The following is a 14,261-nucleotide window of genomic DNA, read 5'->3' on the forward strand; positions in this document are numbered from 1 at the left end:
TAACTGAGAACTGGAGGAAGGACTGTCCGGTGGCAGGTGGGAGCTGCCGCTGCGCAATATGGAGATTTCCATGGAGTTGCAGGGCGATACACCCTCGAACGAGGAAACCGGCCCCGAAAACCGATCGGCAGGTGAGGGGGAAGGGGCTGACCTGGCCTCGATGATTCGGGAAATTACTGCCCTGAGGGACGCCATCGGGGTCGATGCCACGCGGTTGCTCGAAGGCTATGGGATAACGGCAGCCGCACCTGAAATCGACAATCTGGCGCATTATGTCGCCCTGCGTCATCACGATATCCGTTTCCTGCAACGCCGCCTGATGCGCCATGGCCTTTCCTCGCTCGGCCGCCTGGAAAGCCGGGTAATGCCGACCCTCGACGCGGTGCTGGCGGCTTTGTCGGCCATGACCGGGCAGAAACAGGATGGCAGCTTCAGGTCCGAAATGGAGTTTTTTGCCGGTGAACGGCGGCTGGAAGAGGCCTCGGCCGGTTTGTTCGGCCCGAAACCGGAACATCGCCGCGGTCGAATCATGGTGACTTTCCCGAGCGAGGCGGCTGACGATCCTGCTTTTGTCCGGGATCTTGTCCGCAAGGGAATGAATGTTGCCCGCCTCAACTGCGCCCATGATGGCCCCGAAGCCTGGGAGAAGATGGCCGCCCATGTCCGGACCGCAGCCGAGCTGGAAGGGCGAGACGTGCGTATTCTGATGGATATTGCCGGGCCCAAGATCCGTACCGAAACCGTGGTTCCCCAGAAGAAGACACCGAAGCTGACCATCGGCGAGCGGTTTCGCCTCGTGGTGCAGGAAACGCCTGACGCCCATTCGGACATTGCGGTAACCGCAAGCGTGTCCCTGCCGCAAATGGTGAACCGGCTGCGCGAGGGTGACCGGCTGCTTTATGACGACAGCAAGCTGGAAGGTGTCGTGGAAGAGGTCTCGAATGGCGAGGCTGTCATCCGCGTCACGCGCGCCAAGGACAGTGGGGTCAAGATCAAACCGCAAAAGGGCATCAACCTGCCTGATACTGCGCTCGGGGTCTCGCCTCTGACGGCCAAGGACAAGACCGATCTCAAGACGGTCACCGCCCTCGCTGACATGGTTGGCTATTCCTTCGTCAGCGAACCGGACGATATCGACCTTCTGGAAGAGGCGCTGGCAAGCATCGGCGCGGCGAACCATCCGCTCGGCATCGTCGCCAAGATCGAGCGGCCCGAGGCGGTTCAGAACCTGCCCGCATTGATCGCCCGCGCCAGCGGTACCAGGCCGCTTGCCATCATGATTGCCCGGGGCGATCTTGCCTCCGAAATCGGCTTTGAGCGGCTGGCGGAAATGCAGGAGGAAATCCTGTGGATCTGCGAAGCTGCGTCGACACCGGTGATCTGGGCAACGCAGGTGCTGGAAAGCCTGGTGAAATTCGGCAGCCCTTCGCGCGGCGACATGACCGATGCCGCCATGGCGGCACGGGCTGAATGCGTGATGTTGAACAAGGGCCCAGCTGTCGGCGAGGCGGTACAGCTTCTCGACAGGCTGGTTTCGCGCATGGAAGGGCATATGGCGAAGAAGACGCCAACGCTCCGGGCCCTGCATTCCTGGTAGAAACGGTGTAGCGCGCGGGAATTTGTCAGCTCGTGTTGATTTTCTGAAATCTGGCTGACAATACTCCCCTCATGGACAAGAGAGACCGCGCTGTACTTTTTCGCGAACGCCTGTCGGATGCCTTGCGCAGCCGGGATATGAACCGGTCGGATCTGGCGCGTGGCGCCGGGCTCGACCGGTCAACCGTTTCCCAGTTGCTGTCGGAAGATGCGCCGCGCCTGCCCAACGGACAGGCGCTGGCCGCAATTGCGACCGCGCTCAGCGTTTCTTCCGATTGGCTGCTTGGCCTGTCGACCCACCGCGGGGCTGCGGCCGAAATCCTGGATCAGGCGGTGCAGGTGGCCGAGACCGATCGGCATCCTGTCGATGAACACCTGCTTGCCTGGTACCGTGATGCGGTGGGGGCGAAGATCCGGCATGTGCCCGCCAATCTGCCGGACGTGCTGAAGACCGAAGCCGTTCTGGCCTTTGAATATTCCGGTGAGACGCTGCGCACCGCCGATCAGGCCATTACCGGCACCCGCGATCAGAGGGCGCTTCTCAGTCGGGCGGAATCCGACATGGAAATAGCCCTCTCGAAGGAAGCTCTTGAGGGCTTTGCACGCGGAGAGGGGATGTGGCAGGGCTTGCCGGTTGATCTGCGCCGCGAACAGCTTGAAGTCATGGGGCTCACCCTGAGTGAGCTTTATCCCTCGCTCAGGCTGCACCTCTTCGGCGCCACGGACCGCTTCTCCGCGCCTTTCACCGTCTTCGGTCAGAAGTGGGCGGCGCTCTACCTTGGCCAGCGCTATCTTGCCTTTTCCAACACTCGGCATGTCCAGCTTTTTGCCAGCCATTTTGACGACCTCGTCCGCCACGCGGTGATCCGCTCCCATGAAGCGGGGGACTTCGCGGTCCGGCTGGCAGGTCAACTCGGCTGAGATTCTTCAGTTCGTCACCGTAACCACAGGGGTCGGTTTTGCCTTTGAACTGAGGCGAGTAGCCTTCATGTCTCTGCCGTTTGCCCGTGCCGCAACCGTTTGCGGATCCGTGCTGTTTTCTGTCCGCAGTCAGCCACCATGGCGGACACTTCCCTGCAGATCATCGAGGCGGCGGAGTGCGCGTTCGGCTTTCTGAAGTCCCGGTTGGGTCAAACCGGAGCCGGAGGCGCATGTGCCGCACTGATATCCTTTCCAGGCTGCTCCCTGCGCTTAGCCGTGGGCGGACTTTGCGGCTTCAACCGACTGGACTGGCAGAAAGCTTTCCGCTTCCGCCATTTCCCAATAGGTCGAATAGCCCGCGATATTGTGCGACTGCTCCAGAAGCGCGCCTTTCTTCAGCCAGGAGAGGGCGACGCTGGCCGGCATGATTTCGCGAAGGCCTTCGTGCAGATAGAAATGCTCCGGCTTGAATTCGCGCGGATGGCTCAGCCCCGCAGCAGCAGAGAAATCCCGCAGCGACTTGAGCGTGTTGCGATGGAAATTCGCAACACGCTGTGCCTTGTCGGGAACCACCAGGGCCTGCTGCCGCTTGGGGTCCTGTGTGGCGACACCGGTCGGGCAACGGTTGGTGTGGCAGCTCTGGGACTGGATGCAGCCGACCGCGAACATGAACCCGCGAGCGGAGTTGACCCAGTCGGCCCCGAGTGCCATGGCGCCGGCAATATCGAATGCGCTGATTAGTTTGCCGCTGGCCCCGATGCGGATATCCTCGCGCAGGCCCGTGCCGACCAGGCAGTTGTGGACGAAGGTGAGGCCCTGGCGCAGCGGAGTGCCCAGACGGTTGGCAAATTCCACCGGTGCCGCGCCTGTACCGCCTTCGGCGCCGTCGACCACGATGAAGTCGGGTTTGATGCCCGTTTTCAGCATGGCCTTGACGATGGCCATGAACTCCCAGCGGTGGCCGATGCACAGCTTGAAGCCGACAGGCTTGCCGCCGGAAAGATCCCGCAATTGAGCAATGAAATGCAGCAGTTCGATCGGAGTTGAAAAGGCGGAATGGGAGGCTGGCGAGATGCAGTCCGTACCGACCGGAACCCCGCGGGCTTCGGCGATTTCTTCGGTCACCTTCGGACCCGGCAACACGCCGCCATGACCGGGCTTGGCTCCCTGGCTCATCTTGATTTCGATCATCTTGATCTGCGGTTCGACGGCCTGCTTGGCGAATTTGTCGGCATCGAAGGTGCCATCGTCCGCGCGGCAGCCGAAATAGCCGCTGCCAAGCTCCCAGACCAGATCGCCGCCGCCCTGCCGGTGATAGCGCGACACGCTGCCTTCGCCGGTGTCATGATAGAAGCCACCGGCCTTGGCACCCTTGTTCAGGGCCAGGATGGCATTGCCGGAGAGTGAGCCGAAGCTCATGGCCGAAATGTTGTAGAGGGAGGCGGAATAGGGTTGCTTGCAGTCCGGCCCGCCAATGGCCACGCGCATGTCTTCGTGATTGTGCGGCTTGGGACAGATCGAATGATTCACCCAGCCATAGGACGTGTCATAGACATCGAGTTCCGTTCCGAATGGGAGAACATCCTCTATGTCCTTTGCCCGGTCGTAAACCATGGAGCGCCGCTCGCGCGAGAACGGGCGGCCATCCTGGTTGCTTTCAAAGAAATACTGGCGCAGTTCAGGCCGGATCGCCTCGAAAAGGAAACGGAAATGACCGGAAACTGGATAGTTTCGCAGGATCGCATGTCGGGTCTGGCGGACGTCGAGATAACCGATAGCCGACAGGACTGCAAAGATCAGAAATGGCCAGACGAAATAGCCACTGAGGGCAAACGTCAGTACAAGTGCAACAAGGGCAAGGGCGATGCAAAGAATGAAAACGGTATAGCGGGCGGGAAACACGGACGGGTGACTCCTATTCGGCGGGCTGACTAGTTGTGTCAGGCCACGGCCAAAAAGGAAAGAGCGATCAACACCGTTGACCGCTCTTGGCTGGAACAGGGTCGACCTCAGACCATGTGGTGCACGTTCAGCTTGTTTCCGTCCAGATCCCGAAAATAGGCTGCATAAAAGCCGTTGTCGGCGCGTTGTCCGGGTTTGCCTTCATCCGCTGCACCCAGTTCGATGGCCTTCCGGTAGACCGCGTCAACCTGCGCACGGCTGTTGGCAGACAGGGCAATCATGACACCATTGCCGACAGTCGCCTGTTTCCCGTCATAGGGAATGTGCACGGAAAAGGCGGCGCCGGCCGGATGGCCGGACCAGACGATGAAGTCATCGAACTCCATCATCCGCTGCGCGCCGAGTTCGGCCAGCAAAGCGTCGTAAAACGCGGCTGACCGCTTCAGGTCGTTTGTTCCCAAGGACGTATATCCGATCATGTCTTGCTCCTGAAAAATGGTGTGTGCGGTGCCGGCATGTCCGATTTAGAGATTTGCAAAAATGATTGGAATAGGCAGAATTGAGGCGCAGTTTTGCAAATTTGAAAGAATGCGATGGACTGGAACTACCTTCGAACATTTCATGCAGTGTCTGAGGCCGGCAGTCTTGCCAAGGCTGCGGAAAAGCTCGCCATCAGCCACGCGACGGCGTTCCGGCACATCCGCTCTCTGGAAGAGCAGCTCGGTTCCAGATTGTTCGAGAAGGTGAAGGGCCGTTACAGAGCCACCGAGGCGGGGGCTGAAATCCTGGACCTGGCGCAGTCTGTCGTCGTTGCGATGGAGGACATCGACCGGCGGATTTCAGGGGCGGATCTGGCATTGAAAGGGCGAATCCGGCTGACGGCCCCGGCAAGTTTCGCGGTCCACTTTCTGCCCGGCTATCTTCTGGACTTCAAAGCCCGTTTTCCCGACATCACGGTTGAGTTGCTGACCTCCAACGAGGAGATCAACATGTCCAGCAGGGCAGCGGAGATCGCCCTGCGTGTCACCTCATCTCCACCCGAACACCTGATCGGCCGCAAGGTCGCGGATATCCCCTGGGCCTATTTTGCAAGCCAGAGCTATCTGGACCGCAAAAGCATTCCAGCAAGCGCCGGCGACCTTTCATCCCACGATCTGATCGGCGCCAGTGGACTGCTGGCGCAGCGGCCAGGTTTCATCCAGATGGACAGATCGCTGCGCGACAGGATCGTTGTTCGCAGCGATGATCTGACGACCATGGCCGCCTTGGCGCGCAAGGGGCTGGGGCTCTGCCTGCTTCCGATGGATGTGGCGCAGGATGGTTTGAAGAAACTTGCCATTGCCACCGAGGTGCCGGCAAACGAGCTCTGGGTTTTGACCCATCCCGATCTCCGGTCGGTCGAACGGGTCGCCTGCATGGCGCGGTTTCTGGCAACGGCCTTCCGCACCGAAACGGCATTTTCAAGCGAGTAACGCAGCGGTGTGGAAAAGAGTGCCACCGTGCCGGGCTTGTCAGGCCTTTTCGGAGCCGATCATCGTCAGCAGCCGCTCGGCCGTTCCTCGTGCGCCCGGTTCGCCTGCCATGATGTCCGCTGCCCGTTTAGCTCCCACACGGTAGACGGGGTCTTCGAGCTGCTTCAAGGCCCGGGCAAGTTTCGAGGGCGTGAGCGAAGTCTGGCGGATCGGTGCAGGTCCGGCGCCGGCTCTGTGAACCTGCTTGCCCCAGAAAGGCTGGTCACCGAAAACCGGGCAGACGAGCGAAGGTTTGCCCCAGCGCAGGGCTTCATGGGTGGTGCCGGCACCGCCATGATGAACGACAGCCGCACAGCGTGGGAAAAGCCAGCTATGGGGCGCTTTATCCAGCAGGAAGATGCGGCCTGACACGGATCGCGGCAGATCTTTCGCCGACAATCCCCCCCAGCCGGTGGCCAGAACGGCGCGTTGGCCGGTTTGTTCCAACGTGGCAACTACGGTTTCCGTCAGTTTTCCGGGGTTCTTGCTGGGCATGGAGCCAAAGCCCAGATAGATCGGGGCGGGGCCGGTTTCCAGAAACGAGGCCAGGTCTTCCGGCGGCACATAGTCCGGATCGGGTTCAGTCAGCCAGTAGCCGGAGGCCCAGGTGTTTGCCGGCCAGTCCGGCGGCGTCGGCACCAGGGCGCACGAAAACGCCTGAAGGGAAAGAGCTGCCTCGCCCCCCGGCATATGGCCATCCATCAGATTGCCGCCCATCAGATCGCTGTCTGGAGTAGACGCGTCTTTCAGTGCCGCATGTTCCTGGACAGCCTTCGCTAGCGGAGCAATGCCGAGCCGCATCAGCAGCCGCCCCACGGCATAGCTTTGCCGATTCAGGAAAGGGCCGAGGTCGGGTAGCCCGAAAAGGGGCAGGGGAAAGGAACCTGTCGGCGCGGAAACAGGCTGAAGCGCCGTCGGCAGGGCAGGCACGTTAAGATGTCGCGCCACCAGCGTGAGAACCGTTGCCTTCAGGTTGAAAAGGATGAGGTCCGGCCGCTCAATCGTTCCGATATCCCAGAGGCAGCGCGCGGCCTCCTTTTGCAGATCCATGCTCTTGCGCGCCGCACGGATTTTCCCCTTCAAGGTGAAAAGCGCAGCCTGAGTGTCTTCCCCCTGCAAAAGGGTCTGATAATTCAGCGGGACAGGACGTGAGCGGGCACCGACGGCCGTAATCATGTCATCGAAGCCTTCTCCCGTGGTCACCACGACATCGGCCCCGAGCCTTGTAAGGTCATGCGCCAGGGCAACATAGGGCTGAACGTCTCCCCGCGTACCGAGGGAGGCAATCAGGATCTTCTTTCGGGGACTTGGCATCAGGGCCTCTGAAGGGATAGTCACACAGGACGTCGGCAGGCCTCCCTCAAATGGCTGTCCCGGCTCGCAATTGCAACCTTAACGTGGATTGCCTAAGCCAGAGCAAGGGCGCAACACGGTCGTTGGAGAACACGATGCAAACCAGATTCGCACTCGGCACGCGCGGACAGGGCCTTTACGAATTCACCGCGTCGGTGGCCGACTGGCTTGCGGAAACAGGGGCTGAAGACGGTTTGCTCACCCTGTTCGTTCGCCACACGTCCTGTTCGCTGCTGATCCAGGAAAATGCGGACCCGGATGTGCAGAAGGACCTGAAGGCGTTTTTCGAGCGTCTCATTCCGCCCGCAGATCACCCTTCCATGAACTATCTGGTGCACACGCTGGAAGGACCGGACGATATGCCCGCCCACATCAAGGCCGCGATCATGCCGGTTTCGCTTTCCATTCCCGTCTCTGCGGGGCGGATGGCGCTTGGAACGTGGCAGGGGATTTATCTTTTCGAACACCGCACCCGGCCGCACCAGCGCCAGGTCGCTGCGCATTTTCTGCCCGACCGCTGAAAGTTGGTTTCAGGTGCATGTTAGTCGCCCTGGATTGAGAAAAAAGCCATTTTCGAAAAATATGTGACGACTATCACATCCTGAAATTCCGGACCCTCTAGAGTGGTGCATGAACCGGAAGTCCGTCTCCGGAAGTCGGTTGTGATTCAGGAGTTTACAAGATGCGCTTCATCATTGTCCTTGCCACGCTGTTTCTGGCAAGTCCTGCTCTTGCGGATAACGACCCGAACCGCCCGACTGACCGGATCGCAGCCGACCTCGGGATCGAGGAAGCGGTTTTTATCGAGTGCTTCAAACCGGTCAATCCGGAACCGGGTAAATATCCCAGCGGTGCCCAGCAACGCGCGAACAAGGCAATTCTGCTGCCCTGCCTGCAAAGGGCCAACGCTGCTATCACCAACGACCGCCTGGACGCGGTCATGGACAAGTACCGGCCTGAAGGGGCGTTCCGGAAAGAGGATTGTTCCCGAAAGGCCGCAAACCGGCCGGTCATGCAGCGGTGTGTGTTCCTGAAAGTCGACTGACGCTTACTTGCGAAGCGCGGGAAGACCGACCCCCGTGCTTTCGAAACCGCCATCGGAAGCGATCACCTGACCGGTGACGTAGCTGGCCTGATCTGAACACAGGAACGCAATGACTTCGCCAATCTCGGTTTCCGAACCGTAGCGGTTGAGCGGAATGGCGTCGTGATAGGCATCGATGATGTCCTGGCTGTGCACAGCCATAGCCAGCTTGGTGCGCACCGGACCCGGGCAGACGCAATTGGCGCGAATGCCGTATTCGCCAAGTTCTGCCGCCTGTTGTTTCGTCAGTTGAATGACCGCAGCTTTGGAGGTGCCATAGGCAACTCGTAGCGTGGAGGCGCGAAGGCCGGAGATCGAGGCGATGTTGACGATCGCGCCGCGGGTTTCCTTCAGGGCGGGCGTGACCGCTTGCGAAACCAGAAACACACCGTCCAGATTGGTCTCCATCACCCGGCGCCACATGGCAAAATCGGTCTCTTCGATGGGGCCGAATTCAGCAACACCAGCATTGTTCACCACCGCGTCCAGCCGGCCGAACCTTTGCTGAATGCCGGGGATCGTCGCCTCGACCTGCTCAACGATGGAGACATCACAAACAAACGGAGCAGCCCCCTCCAGCCCCTTTGAGGCAATCGCAAGTTCGTCTGCATCCCTGTCGAGCATGGCAACCTGCCATCCGCGTGCGAGCATGAGCCTTGCCGTGGCAAGACCAATGCCGCGGGCAGCACCGGTGATGAGAATGGTTTTCTGGGTCATGGCAGCGGGGTCCGTTCGGGGCAGGGATTGGAAAATGGTTTGATTTCAGCGGCTCAGCGCATGGAAATGCAGACGCGGATCGCGCCGGCATTGTCCGGCAACGCAACGTCCTTGTCGTTGATGCGGAAGGCATAGACCCCGGCCGGGTCGCGTGTGTTGACGGCAAGCGCGGCAAATTCCGCGAAGGGAACAATGCGGCCAGCCTGGTCACGCACCAGCATTTCCCCGAACGCGTAGGCCTGATCGTATTTGTAGCCATAAAGAGGACCGAGCTTGCGGGCATCTTCCCCGGAGTAACCGCGCGGACCGACCGCCTTGTACATGCCGGCAATAACGCTCCAGCCGCCGGAATACCGCACACCCGTGATCTTGCCACCGGGCAGCGACAGTTGCTGCCAGCCACGCTTGGCCTGAACGTCGATGCAATGATCGGCGGCGAATGCGGTGGACGAGAACAAGAGGGGCAGAAGCAGGCAGAGGCGAACAAAGGTCATGGTCTGATCCGAAATGAACTCGCCCCAGAAGATAACACCCCCGCGTGCGGGTCAAGCGATGGCGGGTGCGGGCAAGCACGCAATCCAGCACCCTTGGTCATACCCGAGCGTTGAACACCGACACTCAAAACGAAAGCCGGCATTCCACCGCTGATTGATCGAGTTTTGGTGCGCGGGAAGTTCAGACCTTTGACCGAATGGCAATCACGGCCCAAAGTTGTCTTTGGTCATGCTCTCAATCAATGGCGGCTTCGCGCCCCATTTCGGTCGCTAAGCTTGCCTCGTTTCGCTTCCGAAAGCTGCCGCTTCTCTTTTCGACAGCAATGAAGGCAAGCAGAAGTCAGTTCAAACTCAAGAGAGCTGACCACGCGGTGTCGGACTGAATTGCCTCGTGTGGTTAGCCACTTGCAACAGAACCGCTGACCACGCTGCCTGAATCTGCAGTAGCGGCACTCTTGAGTGCGACGTTGATCGAGATCACATGCCGTCATCCTGCTTATTCAATGAGCGACTGATATCCACGCCGCCGCAGGCTAGTGGCAGATAACGAGGTAGGATTCGGGTCCGTGAAGTCGCACATCTGATACTTTCCATCGATAGCCGTGCGGGCCTCCTGCACGTCTTTGGGCGCGCAGGCCTGATCCGTATCAGTGCAGCTTGGATGCCCGAGAGTGTAAGTTTGATGAAAGATGCGCATTCCCTGATTGAAGGCCAGCGCGAAGGGGGCGGCAGACGCGTCCTGGCAACAGTCCGCCAAACGTGCCCGTTCTTTTCAAAGAGCGGAACCAACGAGGTCTCAAATGCGAAAGTTCGGAAACAAAGCCCGCTCCATCGGTTCCCTCGAGGCTGACCATCGGATCGCCAATCACCTGTCGTTACTGTCCAGTTATGTTCGCCTCAAAGGGGGCGGTCTCATGAGACAGGAAAATCCATTGGAGGCCAAGGAAGTTGCGTTGTTGTTGAACGCGATCAGTGCACATATCCAGGCCGTGTCGGACCTACATCGGATACTTGCCGGCAGCGGGTCCGAAGACGACGTTCAGTTGGGGGATCTTCTGGGTCAGATTTGCACAACCCTCAGGTCGGGCATTGCGGATGACGTTATCTTCACCGAAACCTACGCGCCTGACTGTGCCTTGAAATTCGGCCACGTGCTCCCCGTCGCGCAGATCGTTACCGAGGTCGTCATTAACGCCCTCAAGTATGGTCATCGCGCCGGTTCTGTCAGGCGGATCGGGATTGCCTGTCGAAAAGATATCACCGGATCGATCCTGATTATGGTCAGCGACAATGGGCCAGGTCTTGGGAGTGCCGGCACCGGCAAGACCGACGGAGGTTTGGGAACACGGCTGGTAAAGGCGCTGTCTGCTCAAATCGGTAGCTCGATCGAGTTTTCATCCAGCGAAAAGGGGGTGACTGCGAGTCTGACCTTGGCGAGTGTCGGCTCCGTGTTCAGCCAGTCGGACGTGTTACGCCCAAGCTTCAGCCGGAACGGTTAGAGCTGGAGCGGATCTGGCGTGGTTTGGGTTGAGCCAGCCCAGGTTGCGAAATGTGCGGTGCCCCATTTGGTGTTTCCAGATTCCGCCGCGTCCGATTGGTGCTCGGGCAGCATTTCAGCTTTATTCATCAAGCACTGTGTGGGTATTGCCAACTTGTTGCTCACACTTGGGCTTGGTAGATCGCTTGGATGTTTGAACGTCTTGATTTGCTGCACCTTAAGGGGTTTCGCTTTCCCCGGTCGATTATTTCCTATGCGGTTTGGGCGTATCATCGGTTTGCGCTGAGTACGGTGGATGTTGAAGGCCTCCTTGCGGAGCGGCGTCTTTTCGTCAGCCGGGAAACGATCCGCAAATGGGTGAACCGGTTTGGCCGGCATTTCGCGTGCTGCATTCGCCGGGTCCGGCCAAGGTCAAAACAGCAAATGGTATCTTGATGAGGCCGTGATCGTTATTGGCGGTGTGAAATACTGGCTCTGCCGGGCGATTGATGGTACTCCGCCGGAATGCGAAGGCGGCCAGGCGTTTCTTTGGCGCGCTGGTGACACAATTCGGGGAGCCCAGGGTCGTGGTGACTGACAAGCTGCGCAGCTACACCAAGCCTGTTCAGGTCCTTGCTCCAGATGCCGATCATCGCGCTCACAAGGGACTGAACAACAGGGTTGAGAATTCCCATCGCCCAACGCGGAAACGAGAGAAGATCTTTGGCCGTTTCAAATCGCCCCGGCATGCTCAACGGTTTCTGTCCGCCAACGATCAGATTAAGACGATCTTCCGGCCGCACCGAAACAAACTGTCCGCTGCCTCATACCGGCGCGCAAGGTCAGATGCGTTCAGCCTATGGCAGGACTACACCGGCGAGATGAACGCCTGAAATCCGTCCAATAAGGGACACCTTGCTTACTAAACAAAACAAGTTGGCAGTATCGGAGATCGCCATGCAAGAACGACATCGTAACGATCGCATCGCGCCCGATTCGCGTGCACTGATGAGAAACTTGGCACCATATAGGGAGCCGAGCACCGCGCGCAGCGTCTTGGAACTGGCGATCACGGCGGTGCCGTTCGTGCTGTTATGGGGTTTGATCTGGGTTGCAGTGGATGCCGGTTACTGGATCGGTCTGCTTCTCGCCGTTCCAGCGGCGGGCTTCCTCGTTCGGCTCTTTCTGATCCAGCATGATTGCGGTCACGGTTCATTCTTCCGCCATCGTTTAACGAACGATTGGGTCGGGCGCGCCATTGGCGTCGTGACGCTGACGCCCTACGATTACTGGCGGCGAGCCCACGCACTCCACCATGCGAACTCGGGCAATCTCGAACGTCGTGGCATCGGCGATATCGACACGCTAACCGTCGATGAGTTTCGGGCTCGGACGCCGTTGCGGCAGCTCCTTTACCGCCTGTACCGGCACCCAATCGTCATGTTTGGCCTCGGGCCGGCCTATCTGTTCATCCTGCGTCACCGGCTGCCGATGGGGCTGATGCGCAGCGGTTTAGCACCGTGGGTGAGTGCCATGGCGACGAACATGGCTATCGCGAGCCTTGTCGCAGGAATCATCTGGCTGGTAGGTTTGGGGCCGTTCCTGCTCGTGCAGATGCCGATCACGCTTATTGCAGCCTCGATCGGCGTTTGGCTATTTTATGTCCAACATCAGTTCGAAGACACATTCTGGGAGCATGACCGCGATTGGAGCTTCCACGAGGCGGCGTTGAACGGAAGTTCGCACTATGACCTGCCTGGCATCCTGCGCTGGTTCACGGCTAATATCGGTGTACATCATGTGCATCACCTGTCGAGCCGGATTCCATATTATCGCCTGCCAGAGGCGCTGCGGAACCATCCCGAGCTTCAGAATATCGGCCGCCTGACCCTGCTTCAGAGCCTCAAAACTGTGCGGCTCGTGCTTTGGGATGAAGAGAAACGCCGACTGGTCTCCTTCAGAGAGACGCGTGAACTTGCTTAACCGGATCCTGTCATTCGCAGCAATCGAAAGCGCATATGGACAAACTATCGGCGCGATTTTTGTATGTTAAGGTCGTCTATCGTATAACATTTTTGGAGGACGATGGCGTAGACGCGGTTCAGGCGTTCAGCCGAAGGTTATCTCAATGTACAATCGCAACGATTGCACGCAAAACCCCTTCTGCTCCGGCACACCGCTCACGAGCAAACACCGTGAGTGTTCATCGTCGAACATTGCGGATGACCGCTGCTGAATTTACTGGTTCATCCGAGAATGGCTTGCTTGAGATCGGTAGGTGAATGGCAGTTTTCTGCGGTCAATAACTAAAACCTGTCGGTCTGGATGCGGCCCCATGTCAGTCGTTGGTTTCGACCGCAGCAAAAGCCCACTTCCCGCCCGAGTTTCAATTAGAGGTCACCGCGTCAAAGGTCTTGGAAGCGCTCTTTCGAGACGTTCGCCGCAGAGTACGCCAACGTCCGTATTGCTCTTTAGCTCGCACGAAGATGTCGATTGCCTTCGACTGCCCTTGTCGGGGCATTGGGCGTATGGCTGATGTTTCAGGTGACAGCCAGCATGTCGGGGAACGCCGGGTCTGGATCACGCAAGCCTCACACAGGCTTGCCTTGCAACTGTTTGCGTGAAGACCCACATCGTAGGGTGAACGATGAGGGTCGTTCCTCCCCAGACTGGCGCCGGGCCTTCAAGAAGGCTGCGGCGCCTTCTTTTTTCAATTCTTTGTAGCTATGCTGTGCGTGTCGGCGGCAGGCTTGCCGCGACCGGAAATGTGCTCCGCTGCGCTCCTGGAGGGCATGGACTTTGTCCCGAAGACTTGTCCTGGAGAGCTGCATGTGGTGGCCCGCGCCGTCGGACGGGGACGGCGCGGGCTTTAACACCGGCCTGAAAAGGAGGGGCTCAGGACACGGTGTTAGCGGCTGCGGCCAAGATGGCAGCAATCTGGTCTTTCAGGTGAAGTCTCTTCTTTTTCAGGTCTTCCAGGGCTTCGTCCGAAGTGGGCTCGACATCCGTCTCGATGCGATGCACTTCACGATTGATCGTGTGATATTCGTCCGCCAGCCGCGCAAAATGGGCATCGCTGGTTTTCAGCGCGTGCAAAGTGTCTGCGGCTTCCGGAAATTCTTCATGTAGTTCGTGTGGCACGTGGCTCATTCTTGCCTCCTTGTAAGAAGCACAAGGTGCCGCCAACCCGTTCCAATCACCTTGAG

General features: G+C 59.1%; 13 protein-coding genes and 1 pseudogene. 8 read left to right on the plus strand and 6 right to left on the minus strand.

What is annotated here, in order from left to right; translation table 11 throughout:
- Window positions 1–70 precede the first annotated feature (70 nt).
- Both SIAM614_RS00445 and SIAM614_RS00450 read left to right on the plus strand, forming a co-directional pair.
- On the plus strand, window positions 71–1,597 hold the full coding sequence (locus SIAM614_RS00445; protein ID WP_040438858.1) for a pyruvate kinase: 1,527 nt from the start codon (window positions 71–73) through the stop codon (window positions 1,595–1,597).
- Between the two features lie 71 nt (window positions 1,598–1,668).
- Complete coding sequence (locus tag SIAM614_RS00450; protein ID WP_006931190.1) at window positions 1,669–2,517, plus strand: helix-turn-helix domain-containing protein; 849 nt, start codon at window positions 1,669–1,671, stop codon at window positions 2,515–2,517.
- Window positions 2,518–2,787: 270 nt separating this feature from the next.
- Here SIAM614_RS00450 and SIAM614_RS00455 read toward each other — a convergent pair whose 3' ends face one another.
- Together SIAM614_RS00455 and SIAM614_RS00460 are read right to left on the minus strand one after the other, a co-directional pair.
- Window positions 2,788–4,419: an FMN-binding glutamate synthase family protein gene (locus SIAM614_RS00455; RefSeq protein ID WP_006931191.1), complete on the minus strand. Its 1,632-nt coding sequence runs from the start codon at window positions 4,417–4,419 to the stop codon at window positions 2,788–2,790.
- Between the two features lie 107 nt (window positions 4,420–4,526).
- Window positions 4,527–4,898 (minus strand): VOC family protein, encoded by a 372-nt coding sequence (locus SIAM614_RS00460; protein WP_006931192.1) that lies wholly within the window; start codon window positions 4,896–4,898, stop codon window positions 4,527–4,529.
- Window positions 4,899–5,012: 114 nt separating this feature from the next.
- On the opposite strand from SIAM614_RS00460, the gene SIAM614_RS00465 reads away from it, so the two are divergent.
- A complete protein-coding gene (locus tag SIAM614_RS00465; RefSeq protein WP_006931193.1) occupies window positions 5,013–5,891 on the plus strand; it encodes a LysR family transcriptional regulator in 879 nt (292 codons plus the stop codon).
- A gap of 39 nt (window positions 5,892–5,930) precedes the next feature.
- Here SIAM614_RS00465 and SIAM614_RS00470 read toward each other — a convergent pair whose 3' ends face one another.
- A complete protein-coding gene (locus SIAM614_RS00470; RefSeq protein WP_006931194.1) occupies window positions 5,931–7,244 on the minus strand; it encodes a glycosyltransferase in 1,314 nt (437 codons plus the stop codon).
- Window positions 7,245–7,378: 134 nt separating this feature from the next.
- On the opposite strand from SIAM614_RS00470, the gene SIAM614_RS00475 reads away from it, so the two are divergent.
- Both SIAM614_RS00475 and SIAM614_RS00480 read left to right on the plus strand, forming a co-directional pair.
- A complete protein-coding gene (locus SIAM614_RS00475; protein WP_006931195.1) occupies window positions 7,379–7,804 on the plus strand; it encodes a secondary thiamine-phosphate synthase enzyme YjbQ in 426 nt (141 codons plus the stop codon).
- A 161-nt stretch (window positions 7,805–7,965) separates the two neighbouring features.
- Complete coding sequence (locus tag SIAM614_RS00480) at window positions 7,966–8,328, plus strand: hypothetical protein (protein WP_006931196.1); 363 nt, start codon at window positions 7,966–7,968, stop codon at window positions 8,326–8,328.
- A 3-nt stretch (window positions 8,329–8,331) separates the two neighbouring features.
- Here SIAM614_RS00480 and SIAM614_RS00485 read toward each other — a convergent pair whose 3' ends face one another.
- On the minus strand, window positions 8,332–9,084 hold the full coding sequence (locus tag SIAM614_RS00485) for an SDR family NAD(P)-dependent oxidoreductase (RefSeq protein ID WP_006931197.1): 753 nt from the start codon (window positions 9,082–9,084) through the stop codon (window positions 8,332–8,334).
- Window positions 9,085–9,137: 53 nt separating this feature from the next.
- Window positions 9,138–9,578 carry a hypothetical protein gene (locus SIAM614_RS00490; RefSeq protein WP_006931198.1) on the minus strand — a complete coding sequence of 147 codons (441 nt, stop codon included), beginning with the start codon at window positions 9,576–9,578 and terminating at the stop codon, window positions 9,138–9,140.
- A gap of 800 nt (window positions 9,579–10,378) precedes the next feature.
- Here SIAM614_RS00490 and SIAM614_RS00500 point away from each other — a divergent pair.
- The 3 genes and pseudogenes from SIAM614_RS00500 to SIAM614_RS00510 all read left to right on the plus strand — a co-directional run bounded on the left by SIAM614_RS00500 (window position 10,379) and on the right by SIAM614_RS00510 (window position 13,038).
- Complete coding sequence (locus SIAM614_RS00500; protein WP_006931200.1) at window positions 10,379–11,077, plus strand: sensor histidine kinase; 699 nt, start codon at window positions 10,379–10,381, stop codon at window positions 11,075–11,077.
- A gap of 188 nt (window positions 11,078–11,265) precedes the next feature.
- A pseudogene (locus SIAM614_RS00505) lies at window positions 11,266–11,948 on the plus strand (IS6 family transposase).
- Between the two features lie 64 nt (window positions 11,949–12,012).
- Complete coding sequence (locus SIAM614_RS00510; protein WP_040438639.1) at window positions 12,013–13,038, plus strand: fatty acid desaturase; 1,026 nt, start codon at window positions 12,013–12,015, stop codon at window positions 13,036–13,038.
- A gap of 912 nt (window positions 13,039–13,950) precedes the next feature.
- Here SIAM614_RS00510 and SIAM614_RS00515 read toward each other — a convergent pair.
- Entirely contained in the window at window positions 13,951–14,205 is a 255-nt protein-coding gene (locus SIAM614_RS00515; protein WP_006931204.1) for a YdcH family protein, read from the minus strand.
- Window positions 14,206–14,261 lie beyond the last annotated feature (56 nt).

The organism is Roseibium aggregatum IAM 12614, from assembly GCF_000168975.1.
GTDB lineage: Bacteria > Pseudomonadota > Alphaproteobacteria > Rhizobiales > Stappiaceae > Roseibium > Roseibium aggregatum.

Coding starts and splice junctions, on each gene's coding strand:
- SIAM614_RS00460 (WP_006931192.1), bottom strand. CDS start 4,898: ATGATCGGATATACGTCCTTGGGAACAAACGACCTGAAGCGGTCAGCC.
- SIAM614_RS00470 (WP_006931194.1), bottom strand. CDS start 7,244: ATGCCAAGTCCCCGAAAGAAGATCCTGATTGCCTCCCTCGGTACGCGG.
- SIAM614_RS00515 (WP_006931204.1), bottom strand. CDS start 14,205: ATGAGCCACGTGCCACACGAACTACATGAAGAATTTCCGGAAGCCGCA.
- SIAM614_RS00450 (WP_006931190.1), top strand. CDS start 1,669: ATGGACAAGAGAGACCGCGCTGTACTTTTTCGCGAACGCCTGTCGGAT.
- SIAM614_RS00485 (WP_006931197.1), bottom strand. CDS start 9,084: ATGACCCAGAAAACCATTCTCATCACCGGTGCTGCCCGCGGCATTGGT.
- SIAM614_RS00500 (WP_006931200.1), top strand. CDS start 10,379: ATGCGAAAGTTCGGAAACAAAGCCCGCTCCATCGGTTCCCTCGAGGCT.
- SIAM614_RS00480 (WP_006931196.1), top strand. CDS start 7,966: ATGCGCTTCATCATTGTCCTTGCCACGCTGTTTCTGGCAAGTCCTGCT.
- SIAM614_RS00510 (WP_040438639.1), top strand. CDS start 12,013: ATGCAAGAACGACATCGTAACGATCGCATCGCGCCCGATTCGCGTGCA.
- SIAM614_RS00445 (WP_040438858.1), top strand. CDS start 71: ATGGAGTTGCAGGGCGATACACCCTCGAACGAGGAAACCGGCCCCGAA.
- SIAM614_RS00475 (WP_006931195.1), top strand. CDS start 7,379: ATGCAAACCAGATTCGCACTCGGCACGCGCGGACAGGGCCTTTACGAA.
- SIAM614_RS00465 (WP_006931193.1), top strand. CDS start 5,013: ATGGACTGGAACTACCTTCGAACATTTCATGCAGTGTCTGAGGCCGGC.
- SIAM614_RS00490 (WP_006931198.1), bottom strand. CDS start 9,578: ATGACCTTTGTTCGCCTCTGCCTGCTTCTGCCCCTCTTGTTCTCGTCC.